The organism is Endozoicomonas sp. ALD040, from assembly GCF_049275945.1.
In the GTDB taxonomy this organism is placed as follows: domain Bacteria; phylum Pseudomonadota; class Gammaproteobacteria; order Pseudomonadales; family Endozoicomonadaceae; genus Endozoicomonas_A.
In genome coordinates, this window is sequence record NZ_CP184829.1 from 5362830 (window position 1) to 5388851 (window position 26022).

23 protein-coding genes are annotated in these 26022 nt (G+C 47.9%); 18 read left to right on the plus strand and 5 right to left on the minus strand.

What is annotated here, in order from left to right; genetic code table 11:
• Window positions 1–220: 220 nt before the first annotated feature.
• A complete protein-coding gene (locus tag ACOJUN_RS19375) occupies window positions 221–1420 on the minus strand; it encodes a hypothetical protein (protein ID WP_422133531.1) in 1200 nt (399 codons plus the stop codon).
• A 439-nt stretch (window positions 1421–1859) separates the two neighbouring features.
• Here ACOJUN_RS19375 and ACOJUN_RS19380 point away from each other — a divergent pair, with 439 nt between their 5' ends.
• Window positions 1860–2597 (plus strand): helix-turn-helix transcriptional regulator, encoded by a 738-nt coding sequence (locus tag ACOJUN_RS19380; protein ID WP_422133532.1) that lies wholly within the window; start codon window positions 1860–1862, stop codon window positions 2595–2597.
• 222 nt (window positions 2598–2819) lie between these two features.
• The gene (locus ACOJUN_RS19385; RefSeq protein ID WP_422133533.1) at window positions 2820–4112 is read left to right on the plus strand and encodes an MFS transporter; all 1293 of its coding nucleotides are present in this window, start codon (window positions 2820–2822) and stop codon (window positions 4110–4112) included.
• A 46-nt stretch (window positions 4113–4158) separates the two neighbouring features.
• On the opposite strand, the gene nadB is transcribed toward ACOJUN_RS19385, so the two are convergent.
• Window positions 4159–5787 carry an L-aspartate oxidase gene (gene nadB / locus ACOJUN_RS19390; RefSeq protein WP_422133534.1) on the minus strand — a complete coding sequence of 543 codons (1629 nt, stop codon included), beginning with the start codon at window positions 5785–5787 and terminating at the stop codon, window positions 4159–4161.
• A 669-nt stretch (window positions 5788–6456) separates the two neighbouring features.
• Here nadB and rpoE point away from each other — a divergent pair.
• The 13 genes from rpoE to acpS all read left to right on the plus strand — a co-directional run bounded on the left by rpoE (window position 6457) and on the right by acpS (window position 17930).
• On the plus strand, window positions 6457–7044 hold the full coding sequence (gene rpoE, locus ACOJUN_RS19395) for an RNA polymerase sigma factor RpoE (RefSeq protein WP_422133535.1): 588 nt from the start codon (window positions 6457–6459) through the stop codon (window positions 7042–7044).
• 128 nt (window positions 7045–7172) lie between these two features.
• Complete coding sequence (locus ACOJUN_RS19400; protein ID WP_422133536.1) at window positions 7173–7853, plus strand: sigma-E factor negative regulatory protein; 681 nt, start codon at window positions 7173–7175, stop codon at window positions 7851–7853.
• A gap of 4 nt (window positions 7854–7857) precedes the next feature.
• On the plus strand, window positions 7858–8988 hold the full coding sequence (locus ACOJUN_RS19405; protein ID WP_422133537.1) for a MucB/RseB C-terminal domain-containing protein: 1131 nt from the start codon (window positions 7858–7860) through the stop codon (window positions 8986–8988).
• On the plus strand, window positions 8985–9464 hold the full coding sequence (locus ACOJUN_RS19410; protein ID WP_422133538.1) for a SoxR reducing system RseC family protein: 480 nt from the start codon (window positions 8985–8987) through the stop codon (window positions 9462–9464). The genes ACOJUN_RS19405 and ACOJUN_RS19410 overlap by 4 nt, the downstream gene beginning before the upstream one ends.
• Before the next feature lie 152 nt (window positions 9465–9616).
• Window positions 9617–11038 carry a DegQ family serine endoprotease gene (locus ACOJUN_RS19415; RefSeq protein WP_422133539.1) on the plus strand — a complete coding sequence of 474 codons (1422 nt, stop codon included), beginning with the start codon at window positions 9617–9619 and terminating at the stop codon, window positions 11036–11038.
• Between the two features lie 188 nt (window positions 11039–11226).
• Complete coding sequence (gene lepA / locus ACOJUN_RS19420; RefSeq protein WP_422133540.1) at window positions 11227–13026, plus strand: translation elongation factor 4; 1800 nt, start codon at window positions 11227–11229, stop codon at window positions 13024–13026.
• 160 nt (window positions 13027–13186) lie between these two features.
• On the plus strand, window positions 13187–14005 hold the full coding sequence (gene lepB, locus ACOJUN_RS19425) for a signal peptidase I (RefSeq protein WP_422133541.1): 819 nt from the start codon (window positions 13187–13189) through the stop codon (window positions 14003–14005).
• Between the two features lie 96 nt (window positions 14006–14101).
• Complete coding sequence (locus tag ACOJUN_RS19430; protein ID WP_422133542.1) at window positions 14102–14479, plus strand: DUF4845 domain-containing protein; 378 nt, start codon at window positions 14102–14104, stop codon at window positions 14477–14479.
• Window positions 14476–15165: a ribonuclease III gene (rnc, locus tag ACOJUN_RS19435; RefSeq protein ID WP_422133543.1), complete on the plus strand. Its 690-nt coding sequence runs from the start codon at window positions 14476–14478 to the stop codon at window positions 15163–15165. The genes ACOJUN_RS19430 and rnc overlap by 4 nt, the downstream gene beginning before the upstream one ends.
• Window positions 15162–16103, plus strand: coding sequence for a GTPase Era (gene era, locus ACOJUN_RS19440; RefSeq protein WP_422133544.1), 942 nt, complete (start codon window positions 15162–15164; stop codon window positions 16101–16103). Before rnc ends, era begins: the two co-directional genes overlap by 4 nt.
• A complete protein-coding gene (recO, locus tag ACOJUN_RS19445) occupies window positions 16103–16816 on the plus strand; it encodes a DNA repair protein RecO (RefSeq protein ID WP_422133545.1) in 714 nt (237 codons plus the stop codon). The genes era and recO overlap by 1 nt, the downstream gene beginning before the upstream one ends.
• Entirely contained in the window at window positions 16813–17559 is a 747-nt protein-coding gene (gene pdxJ, locus ACOJUN_RS19450) for a pyridoxine 5'-phosphate synthase (protein WP_422133546.1), read from the plus strand. Before recO ends, pdxJ begins: the two co-directional genes overlap by 4 nt.
• Window positions 17556–17930, plus strand: coding sequence for a holo-ACP synthase (gene acpS, locus ACOJUN_RS19455; RefSeq protein ID WP_422133547.1), 375 nt, complete (start codon window positions 17556–17558; stop codon window positions 17928–17930). Before pdxJ ends, acpS begins: the two co-directional genes overlap by 4 nt.
• Window positions 17931–18066: 136 nt before the next feature.
• Here the strand turns inward: acpS and ACOJUN_RS19460 are convergent, their stop codons facing one another.
• Complete coding sequence (locus ACOJUN_RS19460; RefSeq protein ID WP_422133548.1) at window positions 18067–18882, minus strand: hypothetical protein; 816 nt, start codon at window positions 18880–18882, stop codon at window positions 18067–18069.
• A 295-nt stretch (window positions 18883–19177) separates the two neighbouring features.
• Between ACOJUN_RS19460 and ACOJUN_RS19465 the strand changes: the two genes are divergently transcribed.
• The 3 genes from ACOJUN_RS19465 to ACOJUN_RS19475 all read left to right on the plus strand — a co-directional run bounded on the left by ACOJUN_RS19465 (window position 19178) and on the right by ACOJUN_RS19475 (window position 21636).
• Window positions 19178–19333: a hypothetical protein gene (locus ACOJUN_RS19465; protein WP_422133549.1), complete on the plus strand. Its 156-nt coding sequence runs from the start codon at window positions 19178–19180 to the stop codon at window positions 19331–19333.
• Between the two features lie 88 nt (window positions 19334–19421).
• Entirely contained in the window at window positions 19422–20405 is a 984-nt protein-coding gene (locus ACOJUN_RS19470; protein WP_422133550.1) for a transposase, read from the plus strand.
• Between the two features lie 247 nt (window positions 20406–20652).
• Entirely contained in the window at window positions 20653–21636 is a 984-nt protein-coding gene (locus ACOJUN_RS19475) for a transposase (RefSeq protein WP_422133551.1), read from the plus strand.
• A 228-nt stretch (window positions 21637–21864) separates the two neighbouring features.
• On the opposite strand, the gene ACOJUN_RS19480 is transcribed toward ACOJUN_RS19475, so the two are convergent.
• The gene (locus tag ACOJUN_RS19480; protein ID WP_422133552.1) at window positions 21865–22017 is read right to left on the minus strand and encodes a hypothetical protein; all 153 of its coding nucleotides are present in this window, start codon (window positions 22015–22017) and stop codon (window positions 21865–21867) included.
• Window positions 22018–22187: 170 nt separating this feature from the next.
• On the minus strand, window positions 22188–25943 hold the full coding sequence (locus tag ACOJUN_RS19485) for a DUF4116 domain-containing protein (protein WP_422133553.1): 3756 nt from the start codon (window positions 25941–25943) through the stop codon (window positions 22188–22190).
• Between the last annotated feature and the right edge of the window lie 79 nt (window positions 25944–26022).

Sequence of the window (26022 nt, forward strand, 5' to 3'; positions counted from 1 at the left end):
TGGTTTTTCGACATAGCCATCTGCACAAGGTAGACGCTGTGTTTAGTTATTGATGAACGCAGCGACGAATATCTGCTTATATTGCTGCCATAACGAATACTGGTGTTTCACTGCTCCAAACAATCAGTTAAATTTCGTTATAGAGGACATGAAAGCTGTAATTGCCACTAATGCTGCAACCGTTGGCAAAAGAGAGCGTATAAATAAACTCAGGGTCTTTTTATAAAGGCACTTCATCAAGTCTCGCAGGGGAACGATTCTTACGATGGTTTATAAATGCTGCCAAACCAACACAGCCTAATCCAAATGCGACAAGTCCGGCAATAAAATTACGCATGATGTCAGGCTCAGGTTTTTCCCGATCAGGATTAGACCCGTTTTTTTTCACATATTCAATATGAGTTTGAATTTTAGTGAGCTGATGAATCCCGAACCGATCAATTCCGTACTCTAGCAAATATCCGTTTTCATCACTGAGCGAAAAATAACCCGGCTCCAGATCAAGGTTTAATGTTGCCAGAGTCATCCCGTCTTTATCTTTGATAATAATCTCTGTGCCGACATTTTCGGAAATTTCTGCCAATGGGACTGGCTGTATTTGTTTTGTCGAAGACAATATTGATGAAGACTGGACTGGTGAAGGGTGTATTGATGAAGACACGGTTGCTGAAGTACTGGCTGCTGTAAACGTCATACTACTGGTGTCAGACATTACAACTGACGTTATTGCATCCTTTGATTTCCAGACTACTTCGATTGCATAATCCTGCCCTTTTTCCAGACTTAGTATGGGTCTGAAGGGCTTAAGGTCAGGCTCTTTCGGCATCAAACCCTGTAACCCGGCGGTATTCCTGGAAGTAAGATTGGTATTTATCAAGGTGTCGTTTGCAGACTGCCCTGAATGAGGTGGTAAAACAGTCTTATTGGTGCTGAATCCATTGATTTTGGAAGCCGATGTGTCAGACTTTTCCAGAACGTTTTTTAGAAAGATGGACGCAGGAGTTGAACTTAAAACAGTGGTATCAATAACACTGTCTTCATCCTCTTCATAGTAACCAAGATACAATTTTGAAGAGTCTTCTGGTTCTTCAATTAAAACCAGATGGAACAAAGGCTCCTTTAATGCATACCCACTGAGAGTGTAATAAAGAAAATTAGACTCTTTATTCTGAAAGCGAACTTTGGACTCAATTTTGTTTATTGGTTGACTCCCTTGCATGGTCTTAGCCAACGGATTTATGGAGACAGATATTTTTTTAGAGGTGGTGATCAAGTAGCCATTCATGAATTTTGTGACTTTAATTTTGGCTTTATGATTATATGGCGGCAGGCCGTCGTCAAAAATTTCATTATTCGCAGCCCGGAGAAAAGAGCAAAAAGGCAGCATCAAGGCTAGAAACAGACTTGAAAGTATCTTCATGAATTATAAAAACCATCTTAAAGGATAAAAGCCAAAAACAAAGGTTGTTTTCTGGACGCAATAGCTTGCTTGAATGCCAAGAGCAGAAGGAAGCTTAGGCAGCACATTTTTACCTGTCCAGTCAAAACCCTAATGAAAGATTACGAAACGGACTGATTAAAGTTCATTGTGCCACAGCAGGTAAATAGTTGAGTACTTATGTTCTTTATTTTTTAAAAATATGATCGATCGCACAGTGATGGTCAATATTGGTCTATCCTTGTTCATTCGCAGGTTGGGTTTGCCTTGAATTGCAACTGAATGGATTGTGACTCTTGTCACTTTGAGCTGGCTTTCGGTGAGTATTTCAGAGTGTTGTCCAGATTGTAATTTTTTATGCCTGGCCACGGTGGGCAGGAGCAAACCTGGTGTATTGAGTCATACCGATTGTGATAACAAAATGACCTCTATCGATAACTTACCTTCTGCTCCGGAACTCTCCAGTGACTTTATGCATTTTATGGAGCACGACCGCATGCAGGCCTGGGGTGTGCATGATTGCCATGCCAGAGCGTTCTATATGAATGAGCACTCTCTTCGGTTGTACGGTATTCCACGCCGCTACAAACTCTGTGGAAAACGGTTTTCAGAGATTCCAGCACCCATATTCTCTCGCTGTGCTGACCAGATTGTGGAGCAGAACAACATTTGTATCAGGGAAAAAAAAGAGATTACTGTCCTTAATGTGCATCCGGGAGGAAATGGCTGGTTTGCCTACATTTCCAGGAAAAAACCTCACTACAACCATCTGCACCAGGTAGACGGTGTGCTCAGCCATGGTTATTCGGTGACGCAGTCATGGATGAAAGCAGCCATGAACATCCGCTGTCTGATGAAGCTGGACGGTCGAGCCAGAGGTCAGTCAACATTTCGTGTGGGTGTCATGCCCAACCTGAGTCCCAGAGAGTCCGAGGTGTTGTTCTTCCTGATCTGTAATCAGCAGATCAAGCAAATTGCCGGCATTCTGTCACTGTCTGAAAACACTATCCGGTCCCACATTGAGCATCTGAAGAAAAAGTTTGATGTGCATTCCATCGCCCAGTTGATAGAGGCAGCGATTTCTGTGGGCTTTCATGACTTCCTGCCTCCTACTTTACGTCTCAGAGAGCTGTCTATGATTATGGCTAACGATCGGTGATGCACCTGAAAACTGACCGGGAATAGACTGCCCTGCGCGGAAACTGCTCCTGCGTTGTCGCGCAGGACAGTCTTAATTCCGACAGGCTCCTGAGCAGGTGCTACTCCCGATCAGGCTCCCAGAAGCGGATAGATGATATCTGATGCTGTTTTGCAGACCTGTTGAGATTAAGTTAAGTCATTTTTTTGCAATATTACTTGTGAATTTTTCAGAGAGTTAGCTATGGCTTTGTCCCAGAAAAAGGTAGTAGCGATTACATCAATGGGCGGACTCCTTGAAGCCTTCGATTTTACTGTATATGCGTACATGGTAGTCTATATCTCTCAGGTTTTTTTTCCAGCTTCTGGTACTACCAGTTCACTCATTAATACCTTTGTTACTTTTGCGTTTGGGTACATTTCCAGGCCACTTGGGGCTATCGCCTTCAGTCACTGGGGAGATCGCCATAGCCGTAAATCCAGTTTTACGGTCACCATTCTCTTAATGGCTATCTCAACATTATTGATTGGCCTGCTACCCGGTTACGCTCAGTGGGGGCTGCTGGCACCTGTACTCCTTGCTGTTTTACGTTTTTTGCAAGGGTTTTCTTTTGCAGGTGAGCTCTGTGGTGCTTTCGTTTATCTCTATGAAACCGTCCCTGCTCAATCAAAGGGTTTTGCTGTCAGTATCCTGAGTGCAACCACTATGACTGGAACTCTTCTGGGTATTGGCCTGCAAGGGGGTCTTGTTTATCTGTTGACGGTGGAGCAAATGATTGATTGGGGCTGGCGAGTGCCCTTCATACTGGGTGGATCTCTTGGGGCTGTCAGTTATGTCGTCAGAAGACATTTTGTGGAGCCGGAAGCTTTCAGGCAGCTGTTGGCTCGGGGTGAAGCAGAGAGAGTGCCAGTGCGCACCCTTTTCAAGCAATACAAGTCAAAAATTTTTACCGGGTTTCTGCTGGTTATGCCGGTGCTGGTTGCTGTGACAATCCTGGTACTGTTTATGCCTGGCTATCTGACAGGGCTGCTTGATTATTCGGCCAGAGAAGTGGCGGTGGCCAACGGGATCAGTATGTTTGTCGGAGTGCCTGTATGCCTGCTGACGGGCTGGCTGGCTGATCGGTTAGACAGGAGCTATCTGATGCTGGGGTCTTCTTTTCTGATTGTTGTGATGGCCTGGCCACTTTTTCATTGGTATGCTTCTGGCGATGCGAATCTGCCGGTGACTGCTCTCATTGGAGCTATCTTATGGGGAAGTATTGATGCTATTTCCTTTTTGTTGCTGGTATCGGCCTTTCCAGTAGGCATTCGTTTTACCGGAGTGGCTTTCGTTTACAATATAGCTGCCATGATTTTTGCCGGATTTGGCCCGGTTATCTCAATGGGGTTGATTCGAGTGACAGAGTTGCAGGCAGCTCCAGCATTTTACCTGATGGTCGCTGGGGTTGTCGGCTGTCTTGGGGCGATGCTGATAGCGCCGGAACAGAGAAGGAACCATGCTCCTGTTTCTAAAGAGCCGAAACCCGGGGCTTAGAAAATGTCTGGCCTGCGAGTCTGTGGATTTCAGCCCTTTGGAGGTATTAAAACTTAATTGCGTTTTCCGGCACAAAATTTTCCGGTATCAGGGTAGTTTCCTTGCTGTGATCCTGTGTGAACGGGAAGTCCAGGTTGAAATGCAATCCCCGTGACTCTTGCCGGGAGAGAGCGCATTCAATAATCAATTCCGCAACCTGAGACAGATTTCTCAATTCAATCAAGTCATTGCTGATCTTGAAGTTGCTGTAAAAATCATGAATCTCATGCTGTAACAATCTGGAGCGGTTTCTGGCTCTTAGCAGGCGTTTGGTCGTTCTGACAATGCCAACGTAGTCCCACATGAAGCGTCTGAGTTCGTCCCAGTTGTGTGAGATGACAACATTTTCATCAGAGTCGCTCACCAGGCTGTCGTCCCACACCGGAATTTCAGGGCAGGGAGGTTGATCGGCGATGGTGCGGTTGATGTCTTCGGCACAACTTCTGGCGCTGACGAAACATTCCAGCAGTGAGTTGCTGGCCAGACGATTGGCACCATGCAGGCCGGTAAATGAACATTCACCGATGGCGTAAAGTCCCGGAAGGTCCGTTTGACCGTTAAGGTCAACAAGAATGCCACCGCAGGTGTAGTGGGCTGCCGGAACGATGGGGAGAGGTTCACGGGTCATATCAATCCCGTATTCCAGACACCGTTCATAAATATTCGGAAAGTGGGAAGTAATAAAATCCCGTGGCTTGTGACTGATATCCAGAAACAGACAGTCTGCACCCAGCTTTTTCATTTCATGATCGATGGCTCTGGCAACAATATCTCGGGGGGCCAGCTCGCCACGGTGGTCGTAGTCATCCATAAAGCGTGTTCCATCAGGGCGAACCAGCATACCTCCTTCTCCTCGAACCGCTTCAGATATCAGGAAGGATTTGGCCTTGGGATGGAACAGACAGGTGGGATGAAACTGGTTGAACTCCAGATTGGCAACCCGGCAGCCCGCACGCCAGGCCATAGCAATACCATCTCCGCTGGCACCATCGCTGTTAGTGGTAAAAAGATAGGCTTTGCTGGCTCCGCCACTGGCAATAGCCTGTGCACGTCCACGGAACAGTTTTACCTGGTCTGAACGAATATCCAGCACATAGACCCCGACGCACCTTTGCTCATCCAGGCCCAGTTTGTTGGTAGCAACGACATCGATGGCCAGGTGGTGCTCATAGAGATGAATGTTGGGTTGTTTTCTGGCTTTATCGATCAGGGTTTCTGAAATGGCTCTGCCGGTCGCATCGGCAGCATGAATAATTCTTCTGGTGCTGTGACCGCCTTCACGGGTCAGGTGAAAATTAAAGTTTTTTTCATCTTCTTCATCACGGGTAAAGGGGACACCCTGGTTAATCAGCCACTGGATGCTGGCATTACCCTGTTCTACAACGTGCCTGACAGTGGACTCCCTGCAGAGTCCTGCACCTGCAAGAAGTGTGTCTTCTATGTGTTTGTCCAGGCTGTCTTGTTGTGTGTCCAGAACAGCAGCGACACCACCCTGGGCCCCGGCTGAAGAGCCGGCCATTAGCTCACCCTTACTGAGAATGGCGACTTGAAGTTGGCTGTCCAGGTGCAGTGCTAGTGTCAGTCCCGCTGCGCCACTGCCAATGATTACTACGTCATAGTCAAGTATTGGATGCATGTATATTCTCTGATCCTTTTATAACAGACTGCTGGGTCTGTACCGGGAGTCTGTCACTGACAGACTCAGGTCTGAAAAATATTATGAACACGGGCAGGGAAATTATCCACTGGGCATCAATAGACAGTGGAGATTCCTGTGTCTGAAGCTGGACATAAAGTGAATATGGTCGTTTTACAGGTGAAACTGGAACTAAGAATCATGGCGGTTAAACTCACTTCCATCTAAAGCTGTGTCATAGGTTGCCGATGGTCTGTACGGAGAATATCACTCACCTTTGCAGTGAAAATCATTACGCTCCCTGAGGTTCGTAATGCAGTCTTCGCTTTTGGCGGTATATAAAGCAGACACAACGTACGGCGTTATAAAACACTGAAAAATCGGTATCTAGTATATAGAAATTATGGCGAGCACTATAGTACGCTGTGATAGTCCGAATCAGTTTTCAGCCGATACTGTGAATTTTTTTGAATGAGTTCGGGAACTTTCTGGCCAAAACATGGTCTATATAGAAGAAAATAGAGTTCACAGCACAAGCATGTGTTTGTGGAAAGGGGGGGAGTCTGGTCAGCCGGGATGCCGATTTGTGGTCGGTCAGCTGACTGTCTCATATTTCCATTCCTTTCCCTTTTGCCCATGTGTTTTCTGCAATAGTGGGAGACCCCCTCTATGGTAGAACAACCACAAGCGGACAAGCAGCTCGTTGAGCGCGTTCAGAAGGGCGATAAAGCGGCTTTCGATATGCTGGTTCTCAAGTATCAGCATCGTGTACTGGGTCTGGTAGGTAGTTACATTACTGACTATCAGGAAGTGCAGGATGTAGCTCAGGAAACGTTTATTAAGGCCTATCGGGCAATAGACAAGTTTCGCGGCGACAGTTCTTTTTATACCTGGCTGTACCGGATTGCTGTGAACACTGCCAAGAATCATCTGGTTTCCAGGGGGCGCAAGATTCCGGAGTCTGAGATTGATGTTCATGATGCAGATTTTCTGGACACTACAACGTCTCTTCGAATGGTTGATACCCCCGAGAGAAATCTTTACCGGGATGAGATTGAACGGGTTATCCATGATGTAATCCGTCGTCTGCCGGATGAGTTGCGAACGGCTGTCGTGCTGAGGGAGTTTGATGGTCTCAGCTATGACGAAATTGCTAATGTTATGGATTGTCCCGTCGGTACGGTAAGATCAAGAATCTTTCGTGCCAGAGAGGCGATTGATAAGGAAGTCGAGCCACTTTTGCGTCGCGGTCCATAACTGGCCGTTAAGGCCATGAGTGAAGAAAATGATTTCCTTATGGTGATCATTTTCGTGTTATGTTGATTGATATTGTTGATACTTGATGCATCGGGTATCAGACAGGTCGGATGACCGGAGGTATGCCTATGAGTGAGAAGACACCTCACAATCATGCCCAGGAAAGGTTGAATGAGTCACTGTCAGCAGCGATGGACGGTGAAGCTGGAGAGTTTGAACTGCGTCGGGTGCTTGATAATATCGGCAGCGATGAAGATCTACGGGGCAAAGCTCGCAGGTATCAGATAGCAGGTGACGCGCTGCGGCGAGAAACCAACGAATTTATGAATATCGATCTGTCAGCCGGTATTCGCGACCAACTGGAGGCTGAGCCACCTCATTCTCTGGCTAAAGAAAGATCTGTAACCGGTTACAGCGTCTTGAAGGGTGTTGGGCATTGGTGGTCTAAAGCGGGGCGACTAGCGGTAGCTGCTTCTGTTGCATTGGCTGTGTTGCTGGGTGTAAAAAATTACCACACCACCCCGGAAGCTTTACCTCTGGTCACATCGGTAACTGATCAAACGACACTGTTGCAGCCTGTGCAGATCATGCATAATGGCTATGGTGCTGCCGGGATCCAGGCGGGATACAACTCTCGTCAGCATGACAGCATTACCCCGGAACAACTTGCTCAGGCCCAGAGCGTAGCAGACAGGGCTATTAAGGAACGTTTCAGGGCTTATGCACTTCAGCATGCTGAAATGAGTGCCATGAATTCAGGACAGGGAATCCTCCCTTTTGCACGCTTGACCACTTTTGAATCACAATGAGTTTATGAAAGGAATTCGATTGAACAGGGGGCGTTTACTGCCATTACTGCTGGTTTTGCTGGTAGTAACAGTGGGTCGTCCCTTTGCTGACGGGGAGTCATCAAAATCGGGCAATCCGTCATCAAAACCTGCCGACCAGTCATCTAAATCTGTCGGTCAGTCATCTAAGCCTGTCGGCCAGTCATCCAAGCCTGCCGATACGCCCGAAAAGTGGATGGAAACCATGATTCAGGCCACTCAAAATCTTACCTATCGCGGACACTTTGTTTACCAACAGGGTGCTAATCTTGAGACCCTGGCAGTTACGCATACGCTTCAGAAGGTGAATGGTAAGTCAGAAGAGCTGGAGAGTATTGCTTACCTTGATGGATTGCCCAGAGAGATGGTTCGTCAGGGAAACAATATCACTTTTGCCAGCGCTGGAAGAGAGCCTGCAAGGTTTGAGCACGAGTCTCTGGTTCCTATGGTGGGGCGTTTTACTTCCGGTCATTTTGACAAACATTACAAACTGAAGCCAGCCGCACTGGACAGGGTGGCGGGCAGGGAAGCCGTTCAGCTGCTGGTGGTACCAACGGACCGCTTCCGTTACGGTTATCAATTATGGCTGGATCGTCGAACCGGTCTGCTGCTCAAGTCCGTTATGGTGGACAAAGAAGGCAGGATCATCGAGAGAATGCAGTTTACCAGCCTTGAATTTCCGAAAGAGTTGACTTCGCAAGAGCTGGAGCGATTAAAACGGAAACTGCCTGAATCATCGGGCAAGAATGTAGTGAAACTTAGCAGTAAATCAGTCCCTGAAAAGGCTGAATGGAAATGGGAAACTGGCTGGATACCTGAAGGCTTTTCGCCTCGTGGCCACAGCAGTAGAAACTCAGCTGTCAGTAATCAAAAGGTGGATACTCTGAACTTTTCTGATGGACTGGCCAGTTTTTCAGTATTTGTTGAGCCGGATGAAACCCGGGTATTGAGTCAGGCTACTGAGCAGATCGGTTCTATGGCAGCAGTGTCTAAAGTCTTTCGTAACGGTGAAAAGTATTTTCATGTCACTGTTTTGGGAGAGATTCCACTGGGTACGGCCGAGAGGATAGCGGTTTCAGTTCGCCCCAGGGAACAGAGTCGGAAGGCAGATAAATGATTGAGGAAGAAGGCAGGGTTGTGGCTATTGAGCAGGGGGCTGTCTGGGTAGAAACCATTCGCAAAAGCACCTGTTCGAGTTGCAGTGTACGAAATGGCTGTGGTCAGAATCTGCTTGAGAAGTATCGCTCCAATAAACATCAGTCGTATATCCAGGCGATCAATGACTTCTCTATTGAAGAGGATGATCAGGTCATCATAGGTATACCTGAAAGTGCGTTGATGAGAGCCTCGTTTCTGGTTTATCTGATGCCATTGGTAGCTATGATGGGGGCACTCTTGCTGGCCACGGCTGTTGGCTGGAGTGATTTTTTTACCGCCTTGTCTGCTATGGCAGGCCTTGCTGCGGGGTTTGTTTCCGTGCGTATGCTGGGTCATTCAACCAGCGACCAATGTCGCGTCAGGGTGATAAAGGTGATGCCCCGCAAGTTGGTCGGACCTGAACTAATCACAATCGATCAGTCCTGGTCTGCATAAACAGCTTAAAACAAAGAAAAATGTTTTTTAACATGAAAAATGAATATGGAAAGTTAGCCATCAGAATATTTTTCATAATAAACGTTATAACCATTCATTCACAAAACCCATTTTGGGTCTCTAATCACAAGGTGTAAGGAGAAGTCAGGTTCATGAACAGGGTCAACCTTCTCTTCAGGAACTTTATTTATTTTCTGAGTCTCTCGCTGCTTTCATTGCAAATGGTTAAGGCCACTGAGTTACCGGACTTTGACCGATTGTTTGAAGAGGCCTCGCCCGCAGTCGTTAATATCAGCACACTTGCGACCCCAAAACAGGGGCGTGGGCAGATTTATGGTCCGGGCAGCGAAGAGTTGCCCGAGATATTTCGTCGCTATTTTGGTTTACCCATGCCTGAGGCGCCTTCTGGTAAGCCGCAGCCCATGTCCCTGGGTTCCGGATTTATCATCTCTAATGATGGCTATATCCTTACTAACAATCATGTGGTGCAGGGTGCAGATAAAATTATCGTCAGACTGCATGATCGCAGTGAGAAGGTGGCCAAACTGATTGGTGCCGACAAGCGCTCTGATCTGGCGTTGCTTAAAATTGAGAGTGATGCCAATTTGCCCGCAGTGAAGATGGGTAATTCGGAAGATATTAAACCGGGACAATGGGTGGCAGCTATTGGTTCACCCTTTAACTTTGAGTATTCCATCACCAAAGGCATTGTCAGTGCTCTGGACAGAAGTCTGCCCAGTGACGCCTATGTTCCATTCATTCAGACAGATGTGCCTATTAACCCGGGTAATTCCGGTGGCCCGCTGTTCAACATGAAGGGTGAAGTGATTGGTATCAATTCCCAGATTTTTACCCGCTCCGGTGGTTTCATGGGGCTGTCTTTCGCTATTCCTTCGGACCATGTTGAATGGGCTGTTGAACAGCTTAAGGATAAAGGCTATGTCTCTCGTGGCTGGCTGGGGGTGGCTATTCAGGAGGTGGATCGCGATCTGGCAGAGTCTTTTGGTCTTGAAAAGCCGATGGGGGCCCTGATCAGTCAGATTGTGCCCAGTGGACCTGCAGATAAAGCCAAGTTGCAACCAGGCGATATCATTACCCGGGTCAATGGTCGTGAGATCATGAGATCTGGTGCTCTTCCCATGGCAATTGGTGTTATCAAGTCGGAAGACAAGGCAACGCTTGAGCTGATTCGTGAAGGCAAGAAAAAAATCATTAAGGTGGAAGTCGGTGAGTTGCCTGATGAGCAGGGGCAGGGCTCAGAACGTCCTCAAAGCATAGATATTAAAAAGAACCGTCTGGGTATCCAGGTCGAAGCCCTCAATGATGACTATCGCAACAAGTTGCGCCTTGAAAAGAGTGTTAAAGGAGTGGTGGTGACTGGCGAGATTTCAGGTGTGGGTCGATCCATTGGTCTTCGTAAAGGGGATGTTATCACAGATCTGAATAATGACCGTATTCAATCAGTTAAGGACTTTAACAAAGTAGTGGCTGATCTTCCTGTAGATCGCTCGGTTTCCATGAGGGTAATTCGTGGTGGGCAGTCAGGCTACATCACATTCCGGCTGACCGAATAATTCAGTTCTGGTTGGGGTTTCAGGTCTTCAGGGGTGATCTGTATCTTCAGATGCTGTAGACTTCGTCTGAATTTACAGCAGCTTCGCGCCTTTGTTTCAGGCTCGCGAAGACCCTGCAAGCTGAACAACTGTCCTCGTGAAAGAGATTGAGCTCTGAACGGGGACAAATTTTTTGTAGTGATGCAATCGTGAGCGACTTAAGTCATATCAGGAATTTCTCCATTATTGCCCATATCGACCACGGTAAGTCGACGCTGGCAGATCGCTTTATCCAGTCCTGCGGAGGGTTAAGTGATCGTGAAATGCAAGCCCAGGTTCTTGACTCCATGGAACTTGAGCGTGAGCGTGGTATTACCATCAAGGCGCAGAGTGTCACTCTGGACTATACCGCTAAAGACGGTATCACCTACCAGTTGAATTTCATTGATACGCCCGGACACGTAGACTTTTCCTATGAAGTTTCACGTTCTCTTTCTGCCTGTGAAGGTGCTCTGTTGGTAGTGGATGCTGCTCAGGGCGTTGAAGCTCAGTCTGTGGCAAACTGTTACACCGCAATCGAGCAAGGGCTGGAAGTGATGCCCGTGCTGAATAAAATGGATCTGCCTCAGGCAGAACCTGAGCGAGTTGCGCAGGAAATCGAAGAAATTATCGGTATTGATGCCCTGGATGCAGTACGCTGCTCCGCCAAGAGTGGTCTGGGTATTGACGATGTGCTTGAGCGTCTGGTTCAGACTATTCCTGCTCCAGAAGGTGATGTCGACGGTGAGTTGCAGGCCTTGATTATTGATTCATGGTTTGATAATTATCTCGGTATTGTATCTCTGGTCCGTGTCAAGAACGGTACCTTGAAGAAAGGTGACAAGGTGCTCGTCAAATCGACTGGCCAGACCCACGGCGTAGATAATGTGGGTATCTTCTCTCCAAAGATGGATGCTACTGGTGAACTGAAAGCGGGTGAAGTCGGCTATGTTATCGCCGGCATCAAGGACATTCATGGAGCACCAGTGGGCGATACCCTGACTCTGGCAAAAACACCGGGTGTTCAGGAACTACCAGGTTTTCAGAAGGTCAAACCTCAAGTTTATGCAGGTCTTTTCCCGGTCAGCTCTGACGACTTTGAGTCTTTCCGTGAAGCCCTGGAAAAACTGAGTCTTAATGATGCTTCTTTGTTCTACGAGCCTGAAAGCAGTGATGCCCTGGGCTTTGGTTTCCGCTGTGGCTTCCTGGGTATGCTGCATATGGAGATCATTCAGGAGCGACTTGAACGTGAATATAACCTGGATCTGATTACTACTGCACCGACGGTTATCTACCAAGTAGAGCTGAAAAATGGCGATCTGGTAGAGGTTGATAACCCATCCAAACTACCAGATCCAGCTGGTATCCAGGAAATCAGGGAGCCCATCGTTCAGGCAAATATTCTGGTTCCCCAGGATTATCTGGGTAACGTGATCTCCCTGTGTGTTGAGCGTCGGGGAGTTCAGAAAGACATGCAGTTCACTGGCAGCCAGGTGGCAATAACCTATGATATGCCTATGAACGAGGTGGTTCTGGATTTTTTTGATCGTCTGAAGTCTGTTAGTCGCGGTTTTGCGTCTTTGGACTACAGTTTTGATCGTTTTGAAACGGCCAACATGGTTAAGCTGGATATTTTGATCAATGGTGAGAAAGTTGATGCACTGGCTCTGATTGCTCATAGAGATCATGCAGTCTCCAGAGGTCGTTCACTGGCTGAAAAGATGAAAGAGATTATCCCGCGCCAGATGTTTGATGTGGCCATTCAGGCTGCAGTAGGTGGTCAGATCTGTGCACGGACCACTGTTAAGGCGCTGCGCAAGAATGTGACTGCGAAATGTTACGGTGGTGATGCTTCTCGTAAGCGTAAGCTGCTTGAGAAGCAGAAAGCAGGTAAGAAACGGATGAAGCAGGTGGGGCGGGTTGAAATTCCTCAGGAAGCTTTTCTTGCTGTGCTTAAGGTAGATAAATAACTGACCTTTGATAAAAAGTGTCAGGGTTACTCAATGGAGAGTCTGTCAAAACAGGCGGACTTCCCATGAATATGAAAAAACATCCCGTTGAGGCAGCTTAGATTCTGCCTTGGCAGCAATTTTGGTAGAAAAAAGATCGGGTATCTGAGAACAAATAACCATGGATATTAATTTTCCACTGCTGTTGGTTCTGGCGGTTTTTATTACAGGTCTGGTTGCGCTGTTTGACAGGCTGGTTCTATTGCCCAAAAGAAAGGCGGCCATAGAAAGCTTCAACTCCAGTTCGGGTTCTGAGCCGGACGAGGAGACTCTGGTCAGTCTGGAGAAAGAGCCCAGTATTATTGAGACCTCGAAGTCGATATTTCCGGTTCTGGCTCTGGTGCTGGTGGTCCGGTCTTTTCTCTTTGAGCCCTTTCAGATTCCCTCCGGTTCCATGATACCTACCCTGCAGGTGGGAGACTTTATTTTGGTAAACAAGTTTGAATACGGACTTCGTCTACCGGTCATTGGTACCAAAATTGTCTCCATCAATGAGCCAGAGCGTGGCGATGTTATGGTCTTCAAGGAGCCACAAAATCCGAATATCAATTTTATCAAGCGGGTGATTGGTATACCGGGAGATGAAATTCGCTATTTGAACAAGAAACTCACCATCAATGGCAAGCCGGTTCCCGAGAAATACATCGCGCAACTGAGGGATGAAAGTCGAGCTTATCAGCTGTTTGAAGAGACCATTGATGATAAAAGCTTCGAGATTCGCAAGGACCTGGGCGTGAGAAGTCTGCGAGCTGAAGGAATCTGGGTCATTCCCCAAGGGCAGTATTTTATGATGGGGGATAACCGGGATCGCAGTAACGACAGTCGATATTGGGGAACCGTGCCTGAGAAGAATATTGTCGGTAAAGCCGTTTATATCTGGATGCACTGGCCGAGCTGGACTCAGCTGCCCGGTTTCAAGAATAATGGGACAATAAATTAATTATTCTCTCGGTTTGGCTCTGCCTGTTATGGTGAGCAGAGACAGAGTTGTCCCGGGGTTTAAAAAACGGACAATAATAGCCCGGCGGGAGGGATCATGACCGTTGCAAAAAACAGACAAAAAGGACTGAGTACTTTGGGCTGGCTGGTAGCTATACTGGTCGGTGGTTTTATGATCATGTTGACTCTCAAGGTGACACCGGTCTATCTGGATGATTATGCCATCAAGAAAGTGCTGACGTCTTTGGATACCAGGCCAGGTATTAAAGAAGCGGGAGTGCAGCAGGTAAGAGAATGGCTAAATAAGGGGCTCTCGACTAACCGGGTGCAGCTGGCCAGGGAAGAATCCAATGTTCTTCGGAATAAGGGCCAGTCGGTGGCGGTTGAAATCAATTATGAGCGTCGTGTACATCTGGTGCACAACGCTGATCTTGTATTAACTTTTGAACATAACTGGAATGCTAAAACTCAGTGAAGACTGATGAACTTGCCCGGCTGGAAAGACGGCTGGGCTATACATTTTCTGATCGTAACCGGCTGGAGCTGGCTCTGACCCACAGGAGCTGTGGCAGTCGTAATAATGAACGACTCGAATTCCTTGGGGATTCCATCGTTAACTTTGTCATCGCAGAAGCTCTGTTTGAGCGTTTTCCTGATGCCCGGGAAGGCCAGCTAAGCCGACTGCGTGCTCGTATGGTACGAGGAGCGACACTGGCTGAAATTGGCCGTGAATTCCAGTTGGGAGACTCTCTGCGATTGGGTTCGGGTGAGTTGAAGAGTGGTGGTTATCGTCGCGAATCCATTTTGGCGGATGCGGTAGAAGCGATTATTGGTGCCATCTATCTGGATGCTGGCATGGAGGCTTGTCGTGCGCGTATTCGCAGCTGGTTTACTGATCGTTTGGCAGGGCTCTCCGTCACCGATCAGCAGAACAAGGACCCTAAAACCCGTCTGCAAGAGTTCCTTCAGGCTCGTCAGAATCCTCTGCCAAAATATCGGGTGTTGAATATTGAAGGTGATGCCCATGATCAGGTGTTCACTGTGGTTTGTGAGCTGGAAAGTCTGGACATAACCACTGAAGGTCAGGGGCCCAGTCGTCGAGGGGCAGAGCAGCAAGCTGCCCGTTTTGCATTGGAAAAACTGCGAGTAGATAATCAATGATTTCAGCCGTGACCGGATCTGAAGCAGTGACTGAAGGTCAACGATGTGGCTACGTGGCAATTGTCGGGCGCCCTAATGTAGGTAAATCAACGCTGCTCAACCATGTTCTGGGACAGAAGCTGTCCATTACCTCCCGCCGTCCCCAGACCACACGACACCAGGTTCTTGGTATAAAGACGGAAGATAATGTACAAACCATATTTGTGGATACCCCCGGTATGCACAAAGTGGAAAAGAAGGCCATTAACCGTTACATGAACCGTGCTGCCAGCAGTGCTCTGACCGGTGTTGATGCCGTCGTGTTTGTTGTCGATCGTTTGACCTGGACCGAAGAAGACCAGCTCGTGCTCACTAAACTCAGTCATGCCAAGTGTCCGATTATTCTGGTACTGAACAAGGTCGATCGTCTCAAGGAACGCAAAGAAGAGCTGATGCAGTTTATGCAGGAAGTTTCTGATAAGGCGAACTTTAAAGCTATTATTCCGGTGTCGGCTCTGCATGGTCATAACCTGAAAGAACTGGAAAAATTGATTGCTGATCTGATGCCTGAGAGTATTCACTTCTTCCCGGAAGACCAGATCACTGATCGCAGTTCCCGCTTCATGGCCGCTGAGCTGATTCGTGAAAAGATCATGCGTCAGCTGGGTGACGAACTGCCTTACGAAATGACGGTTGAGATCGAAGAGTTCAAGCAGGAAATGCGTCCAAAAGGCCCATTGCTGGTCATCAGTGGTCTGATTCTGGTTGAACGCTCCAGTCAAAAGGCGATTGTCATTGGTGATAAGGGTGCCAGACTGAGACAGATCGGTCAGGAAGCCCGGATTGATATGGAAAAAATGTTCGACAGCAAGGTCATGTTGAATCTCTGGGTTAAGGTCAGGGGAGGCTGGTCTGACGATGACAGGGCTCTGAAAAGCCTTGGCTACGACTTCGACTGATGAATGAACTGAGCGCAGCCTGGATGCTGCACAGCAGACCCTACAAGGAGCGCTCTGTTATTGCTGAATTCCTGGTGAAAGACCATGGCCGTATTGCCATGGTTATCAGAGGGGTTCGTCAGGCAAAATCCCGCTCCTGGGCTATTCAGCCCTTTACCCGGCTCTTCGTCAGTTGGAGAGGGCGGTCAGAACTGAAAACTCTCAACAGCTTTGAAACCGCTGCCGCCATAAACCTGAAGGGACAATCACTCTACTGTGGTTTTTATCTGAATGAACTCTTGATGCGTTCAGTGTTGCCAGGACAGCATGTTGAGGGGTTGTTCGACCTGTACAGTGCTGTGCTGCAACAACTGACTTCGGGAGCGCCTCTGCAACCTTTGTTGAGAGTGTTTGAGATTGAATTGCTGGAAATAACTGGCTACGCCCCGTCATTGACTTCTGACGCTGCATCAGGGACAGACATAAAACCCGATCTGCTTTATGAATTCAAAGCCGGAGTGGGTTTTATACCTGTTCTTGAGCTTAGGGAAAAAGACCGGTCCCACTATTTTTCCGGAGAGCTGCTGCTGTCTCTGGCAGAGAGGCGTTTTGACAAGGTTCGGCATTATCCGGGCTATAAACGATTAACCCGTCTGGCACTGGTTCCTCTGGTGGGAGAGAAGCCGCTGAAAAGTCGGGAATTTTTCCGTACCAGGGAGAAGTTTGTCTCATGATTCCTCACAACCGCATCCTGCTGGGTGTGAACATTGATCATATCGCAACCATCCGTCAGGCCCGGGGAGGTACTTACCCTGATCCGGTTCAGGCCGCCATTGAGGCGGAGCAGGCAGGAGCCGATGGTATCACTCTGCATTTGCGTGAAGATCGCCGTCATATTCTGGATCGGGATGTCAGGCTGATTCGCCATGTACTTCAGACCCGTATGAATCTGGAGATGGCTGCTACGGAAGAAATGTTAGCCATTGCTGAAGAGGTTCTGCCTCACGCAGTTTGCCTGGTACCCGAAAAACGCGAAGAGCTGACCACCGAAGGGGGGCTGGATATTGTTGGACAGATGTCTTCCATCTCCTCTGCCTGCTCGCGAATGGCAAAGGCTGGTATCGAAGTTTCTCTTTTCATTGATCCGGATCTGGGGCAGATAGAAGCTTCTGTGGAAGCGGGAGCGCCTGTCATTGAACTACATACTGGTGCATACGCCGATGCAGAAACACCAGAAGCTATGCAGACAGAGCTGGACAGGCTGAAAAAAGCCACTGAGTTTGCCCTGTCTAAAGGCTTAATAGTGAATGCCGGGCATGGTTTGAACTATCAGAACGTGGAGCCTGTTGCTGCTATCAATGGCATGAATGAATTGAATATTGGTCATTCTATTATTGGTCGGGCATTTTTTAGCGGATTGAAAACTGCCGTAAAAGAGATGAAGACCTTAATGCTGAGAGCTTCTCTTCATAAATGATTGCAGGCATAGGCACGGATATCGCCAGTATTGCGCGATTCAGGAAAATCCTGGAGCGGCGGGCAGAGGCCTTTACTCGCAGAATTCTTACGGATTCCGAGCTGGAAATCTTTGCGTCCCACCCCCAGCAGGCAGCCTGGCTGGCCAAGCGCTTTGCGGCCAAGGAAGCCGCTTCCAAGGCTCTGGGAACCGGCATAGGCAAGGTTTCGTTTCGGCATCTTGAGACATTCAGTGATGAGAGGGGCGCGCCTCGTATGCGTTTTTTGGACTACGCCCGGGAACTTCAAAAAGAGAGGGGGATAAAAGCGATCCATCTGAGCCTCTCTGATGAAGCAGAGCATGCTCTCGCTTTTGTTATCCTTGAGTGCTAACCCTGATTGTTATCACTCGTTTCCACGTTCTGACGATGTCGCAAAACTCTCTTCAGGCTGGGAACGGGCTGTTGGAGTTTCACGACAGCCTCTGGTTGGGGGAGGATATCAATAAGAGCGGCCCAAACAATGCCATCTATTCCGTGGCTGAGTTAGCTCTGTCCTCCGGTTTTTCTACAGCCGCATCAATATCAGAAGGATTCCCTTCCAGATCATCTCCAGCGTCGTTAGGGCCATATAAATGGCTGGTCCCGAGATGCTCTTGCAGCATTTCTTTTCCGGATTCAAGCTCACTGTCAGCGGCGTCAACTTCAAGAGAATGTCTCACCTCAAAGGTTCGGGTAGCAATATTAAATGTGACGTCAACAGCTACCGATTCTCCAGTTTTTGTGAAATTAGCCGGACTGACACGAAAAACACTCCTGAGCTTATCTGTAACGTCGTCATTGGCACATAAATAGCTCGTCCCGGGATATTGACTCAGCATTTCTAGCCAGGACTGAGCTTCGCGGTAAGCTGATCTAACTTCAAGAGGATTCTCCATCATGAACATGGCTTCTATTAAATCGTCGGCTAAAATTGCCTTGTTCACCGAGTTAAAATGCCATGCATTATAGAATTCAGCATTATCAGGAACATGAATGGCGAACAAGCAACCATAAATCTCTGTAGCTTGAACATTCTCATTGATCCCAATCCATTCACGTTCATCCACATGCAATTGTAAGATTTTATTATCATTGTTTTCTGAATTATCATCAGAAGTCTTAATAGAATATGAAGACAATCCTCTAGTCTCATAGCGATATCTATAATCAGAAGTGTCTATAAAGCGAGGGGCTTTATTGTTATCAAAATTTTCCGTGATGGCTTTCTGCGTATCTGACTTCATTAGCTTCTGGTAAGGACCCGCAGTAGATTGATTAGTTCCATAAGAGTTAAAATTATTCATAAGATTCTCCTTTACTTGGTTATTGGGTTATTCCGTAGTCACTGCCCAGAATTTGCAGGCCCCTTTTGAACTTGAAGAGTTGCAACCCGGAAAAATCCGCGAGCTTCAGCTCAAAATAAACAGCTGTGTCCTGTACTAATTTTAGATGCAACAAAATAAAAAAAGTTCCTGAACACTGGTACAAAGTTGAAATTAAATTAAAGATAATTAAAAAGACACCCATAAATTTGCTTTACCATCCACCTGGTCTACTTTTTCACCCATCACTGATTTTTTTACCCAGACAGGTGAGTTCATGGCCCAAGCTCGCAATACCCTGATTGATCCCGGCACAACGCCTTATTACCACTGCATGGCAAGATGTGTTCGTCAGGCTTACCTCTGTGGAGAGAACCACCTGACTGGCAAGAACTACGAGCATCGCCGTCAGTGGGTGGTGGATAAAAGATAATTAAAAAGACACCCATAAATTTGCTTTACCATCCACCTGGTCTACTTTTTCACCCATCACTGATTTTTTTACCCAGACAGGTGAGTTCATGGCCCAAGCTCGCAATACCCTGATTGATCCCGGCACAACGCCTTATTACCACTGCATGGCAAGATGTGTTCGTCAGGCTTACCTCTGTGGAGAGAACCACCTGACTGGCAAGAACTACGAGCATCGCCGTCAGTGGGTGGTGGATAAACTCCGGGAACTGGTTTCAGTCTTTGCTATCGAAGTCTGTGCTTACGCTGTCATGTCGAATCATTATCATGTGGTTTTGCACATCAATCAGTCATCTGCCAGAGGCTGGTCACGGAATCAAGTGCTTCACCGTTGGACGACCTTGTTCAGAGGTCCGCTTCTGGTGCAAAGGCATCTGGCCGCTGACAAGCTGGGCAGAGCTGAATTGGCCCGTATCGATGAATATGCTGAGGAATACCGGCGTCGTTTAACGGATATCAGCTGGTTTATGCGCTGCCTGAATGAACATCTTGCTCGTGAGGCCAACAAAGAAGACCAGTGTAAAGGACGCTTCTGGGAAGGACGCTTTAAAAGCCAGGCATTGCTGGACGAAGCAGCGTTACTGACCTGCATGACCTACGTTGACTTGAATCCGATTCGGGCTGGAAAGGTAGAAACACCGGAAGAATCAGACTACACGTCGATTCAGGAACGCGTAGAGCAGGTTACACATTCTGAGACTAAAAATCAGCCGCTGACCCTGAAACCTTTTTGTTTGCAGGGCCAGAATACGGACGTTGCCCTTCCGTACCTTCTTCACGACTATCTGGAACTGGTTGACTGGAGTGGCCGCATTGTCAGGGCAGACAAGAAAGGTTCCATCCCGTCGTGTACCCCTCCGATTCTTGAAAGATTGGAAATTGATCCGGATGAGTGGCTGAAAACCATGCAATGGAATAATCGTTTTTATCGGGCAGTTGGCCGTCTGAAGGCGATGAAGGCTTATGCACTTGAAGCCGGACAGAAGTGGCTTCGAGGTTTAAACGCCTGCAGTCGTTTGTACCTGACAGGTTAGCGTAGAAGTCAGTTAAGACGTCAAAGACCCTCTCTTTATCTCTCTTCGACTTATGTCGGAATGTATTTGTATTGCCTGAATTATGGCTTGAACAGCCTCTGTTCGTTGGGTGGCGCTGTTTGGTTCGTTGATACGCTACTTGAAGATAGATTTTTCTAAATCAAAAAGACACCCATAAATTTGCTTTACCATCCACCTGGTCTACTTTTTCACCCATCACTGATTTTTTACCCAGACAGGTAAGTTCATGGCCCAAGCTCGCAATACCCTGATTGATCCCGGCACAACGCCTTATTACCACTGCATGGCAAGATGTGTTCGTCAGGCTTACCTCTGTGGAGAGAACCACCTGACTGGCAAGAACTACGAGCATCGCCGTCAGTGGGTGGTGGATAAACTCCGGGAACTGGTTTCAGTCTTTGCTATCGAAGTCTGTGCTTACGCTGTCATGTCGAATCATTATCATGTGGTTTTGCACATCAATCAGTCATCTGCCAGAGGCTGGTCACGGAATCAAGTGCTTCACCGTTGGACGACCTTGTTCAGAGGTCCGCTTCTGGTGCAAAGGCATCTGGCCGCTGACAAGCTGGGCAGAGCTGAATTGGCCCGTATCGATGAATATGCTGAGGAATACCGACGTCGTTTAATGGATATCAGCTGGTTTATGCGCTGCCTGAATGAACATCTTGCTCGTGAGGCCAATAAAGAAGACCAGTGTAAAGGACGCTTCTGGGAAGGACGCTTTAAAAGCCAGGCATTGCTGGACGAAGCAGCGTTACTGACCTGCATGACCTACGTTGACTTGAATCCGATTCGGGCTGGAAAGGTAGAAACACCGGAAGAATCAGACTACACGTCGATTCAGGAACGCGTAGAGCAGGTTACACATTCTGAGACTAAAAATCAGCCGCTGACCCTGAAACCTTTTTGTTTGCAGGGCCAGAATAAGGACGTTGCCCTTCCGTACCTTCTTCACGACTATCTGGAACTGGTTGACTGGAGTGGCCGCATTGTCAGGGCAGACAAGAAAGGTTCCATCCCGTCGTGTACCCCTCCGATTCTTGAAAGATTGGAAATTGATCCGGATGAGTGGCTGAAAACCATGCAATGGAATAATCGTTTTTATCGGGCAGTTGGCCGTCTGAAGGCGATGAAGGCTTATGCACTTGAAGCCGGACAGAAGTGGCTTCGAGGTTTAAACGCCTGCAGTCGTTTGTACCTGACAGGTTAGCGTAGAAGTCAGTTAAGACGTCAAAGACCCTCTCTTTATCTCTCTTCGACTTATGTCGGAATGAATTTGTATTGCCTGAATTATGGCTTGAACAGCCTCTGTTCGTTGGGTGGCGCTGTTTGGTTCGTTGATACGCTACTTGAAGATAGATTTTTCTGATCCTTTTTGGGAGTACACATTTTTGAATGTCTTATTTTTTTCCCCTGAAGAGACATTTTTATGGGTGTCTTAATTTTTTAATTTTTTCTCAGGGTGTCTTAATTTTTTCTCATGATCGTAAGGAGTGACAGAACGGGTGAGTGCGTACGCTGCCTGACCACCCGATAACCGGGCAGTTTTGTCCTCAGTCGGGCCTGATTTTGTTGATTGAATGCTCTCCATAGCTTTGATCTCCTTGATTTCTCTCCTTGAAATGAGACCCTTACTTTATTCCGGTACCGGGCCTCTTTGTCTGCACCACATCAGTTCACGAAAGCGCACTCAGAAGGTGAAAATCAGAGTCATAGGGTGACACACGAACGCTTTTTATCTTTCGGCTTTTCAGGCTGATCTCAACTTTCGGTTTCAGGTTCAACTTCAATCGGGTGCCCGGCTGCAGCCATAATATCCGGATCCGATTTCAGTCTGTCACTGAGATATTTGTAAATGTCGGCATTTTCGTAAGTGCGGGTATTTCCCAAGAGCACTGGCAGGACAAAGTCCTTGTCATTTTTAAGGGACTCAGTTGCATAGATCAAGACCATAGGGTTTTCTGCAATGAGCACTCTCAAGAGGGATTCGTTGTTTTTTACTGTCTGCCCGGCATATTTTATGGAATGAAAACTATGTCGGGTAGCTGCCACAACCACATCTGGGGTATTTTTGAGATCGGTACTGGCATACTCAAGCGCAACACAGCCAGGATCACTAATGGCAAGCATTACCAGAGGTTTATGCTTTTTGAGATGATCGCTGGCATATTCTAATAACCGCCCTCGCGATCCTATTGCAGACTTGGCTATTTCGAAATCATCCCTGAATGCGTCGGAGACATAACGGAATAACGTCGGGTTTTGTTCTATCAGGAAAAGCACCAGGTCCTTATCGTGATCTAAATCAAAGTCCTCACGCAAGAGTGTAAAAGTAAGCTCCGGGTGGAAGTCTTCAATGACCATGTGGGTCAGCAGTTCCTTTATTATTCTTTCCGCATCATCGGGTTTGAGCCGTTTGCTGGCGTTGGCTAACATTTGGCGAAGTTCTGAACTTCTGCACGAGCCCTGAAATGCCTCAAGAGTTTCATGAGTATTTTTGGCTAGTTCATGTAACAACTTGTATTCGTCGTCCAGATAATCAACGAACGCATAGTTTTTGTGACATCGATTCCTGTTGCGGCTTTCGAATACATCCACTACCAGGCAATGTTTGAATGTCCAGTTATTTACAGAGTCGCTCAGCCCGATTTGAGACTTTTTAACCAGCGTTTCAAAATTCCATTCGTCAAGATTTTCACCACGATTAAATTTGTTGATTGACATATCCAGGTCGGTCAGTCCGCTCAGAACAGTCACTAATTTCACAAAGCCCTCTTGTAATGCTTTTTTTGAATCAACCTGAGTGTATTCTATGGTCATTTTCAATGCATTTTTATTGAAACTGACCGCCATTGGCAGTGAATGACTATCAATCGATGCGCAGCGCAGTGTCTGGATCAAAAACCAGAAACGCTTCAATTTACCCTGTAAGTGTGTGTTTTCCTCGTCTTGGGAAAATTTATCAGAGATGTCGAGGCGGAGTGTACGGCCCTTGCCTCCCTCGGCCTGTTCCAGCATGGATATAGTGCAGACGTGTACTCCGAGTGTTGCACTGACAAAAGCGGCATCCACCATATTAAGTATCCGTAGCCTTAATGTGGCAAGTTTGCTCAGTACCGACATGCAATTGTCGTTTAATAGTCCCCAGGCGCCCTGGGGGAGTATATTAATCAGCACTTCGGTGTATGAAATTTTGGTGATTTGTCCCTGCCCTGATGCTTCTGCCACCGAGTCGAGTGCAAGAACGAATTGCTGATGAAGCCAATAAACCAGGTCGTGGGCAGAACTAATATTGAGCACAGATATGGGCCGGGTCAGTTTTTGCAATCTATCCTGCAAGGTCTGGCAATCGCTTAGCCACTGTCTGAAATTCGCGGGCTGGTCGGGTAATTCCAGCTCGGTGGTCAGCGGCAAGACCACCTTTAAGCGCAGTTCATCAATGGCATCTTTCAGGCTTTTGCATTGTATTTTAAGGCGTCGGATTTTCTGGGTAAAGGATTTGACTTTGGATGGTGCAGTATTCGATTCAGATGCTGTGGCCAGACCTAAAAAGTGCTGATAACCAGAGACAAACAGGTCTAAATCCTTCTGTAGTTGCTGAATCTCAAGGTCAAGTTGTTGTAATAGTTTCGATCGGTTTGCTGACATGCTGACTGCCTTACTTCGGCCCGGGCCAAGGCAGCGACTTGTTATACGGTCAGGGTGGAAATAGTCAAGCAACCGGTTATTCTGGCGGTTCAGCCAGGCAAAACCGTCGTCGACACGGGTGAAGTCGGGTGGTTCCGCAGGACTGGTTGCGGCTGAGCTGATGATATCCTGACCGGAAGTGGTGCTCCTGGCCTGCCAATAGGCAGACTGGTCGCCTGACAGCAAACAGGCTCCGGGGCTGCCGGCAAAACTGCCTGCTACCAGTGTTACCTGTTGTCCGCTGCTCTGTCTTAATGCCTCAGAATACTGACAACCAGCCAACAGACAGGGTATACCCGCCTGACGCAGGGTGATGGCAACATGATCGTTAGTTCCTCCCTGTTTGAACACGCAGCCACCTAGACGTTTTAAAATATCAGGCGCCAGCATCCAGTCACTGGCGTGATTGGCAAACAGAAGGGTTCCGGGCGGAATCTGTTCTGCGTTGACCGGTTCGGTGACCGCCAGGGCCACACCACTGCAGCAACCTTCACTGACCATGGTTCCTTTAGCCAGTGGCAGGGTTGGTGCAGGTGCAGAGAAACAGGTACTGCCCGGCAGCTCGGTCACTGGTCGACTCTGGAACATGTGGAGTTGCAGATCGCCATCCACGCCGAACTCAGCATCGACCGGGCAACAGAACATATCTTCCAGCTTTTCTATGTTTTTCTGCAGTTCTTGCAATATCTCGTCAGAGAGCATGATCTCTTTTGCATCGGTGGTTGCCGTGTTGCTGCGTTCGATATAACCCACTTCACCGGTCTTTTCATCGGTGATTTTTTCCAGGACAAACTGTGTCGTAATATCACCCGGGGTAAATTGCCGATCTGGTTGGCTGTTTCTGTCGTCACTGCGCTTGATCGAATAACGATGGGGGCGGATACCTGTGGTTCCGGAGACCGCCCCCCGGGGTTGACCCAGTGCATATTCCACCTCAATGGTATTGTCCTGCAGTGTTGAGTGGCTGATCACTGCGCCCCCCAGCAGGCAATGAATGCACTGCTGGAACACCAGCGCCATGGGCTTTACTTGCCCGTTTGGACAGACTTCAGGCCGGTAGGCGGAGGACAGGACTTGCAGGCAGGTTTTCAGGATATCGCCGCCACCATGAACCCGGGAATCATAGCGACCGGCCTGGGCATTGCCGAAGCAGTCTTCATCAACGCCGGAACTGCGGACGATGCAGGCTTCGCTGGCTTGTTGCTGAAGCACAAAGTAGCGATGACGAATATCCTCGGCAGCACTCATATTTTCTACCTGTTGATAGAAATCCTCACTGGCAATAAATTCGGATAACCCCTTGAGCCATTTTGATTGTTGCTGATGCGGTAGTTCGGTAACGATCGTGCGCAATTGTTCCAGGCTGAATGATTCCTGACTTCGCGTGTCAATATCTGGCAAAAAGGGCAACAGGCATTTTGTGGGGAAAGGCTGTTGCTCGAGCCTGGCGATCAGGGCTGTGTCAACCACAGTGAAGGGTGGAACCGGTATCCTGGCCTGCTGCATACGGTGCAGAAACAGTCCCTTGCCGCCAAAAGAGGATCGGATTTGCTCGTCTGTGATGAGAGTAGAAATGCCAGGTGGCAAGTCATGGCAGGCAGGCTTGCTATTTTTCGTATCCGGGCGTTCGATACCACGAGCGGATAGCGGAGTAAAAGACGGGAAAGCTTCACCTGGATCAACCTTCATTGACCGCAGCTTCTTGTGAGGAGGGCTCTCATGATCGTTAGGAGTGATAGAACGGGTGAGTGCGTACGCTGCCTGACCAGCCGACAACCTGGCGGATTTGTCCTCAGTCGGGCCTGATCTTGTTGGTTGAATGCTCTCCATAGCTTTAATCTCCTTGATTTCTCTCCTTGAAATGAGAGCCTTACTTTATTCCGGTATCGGGCCTCTTTGTCTGCACCAC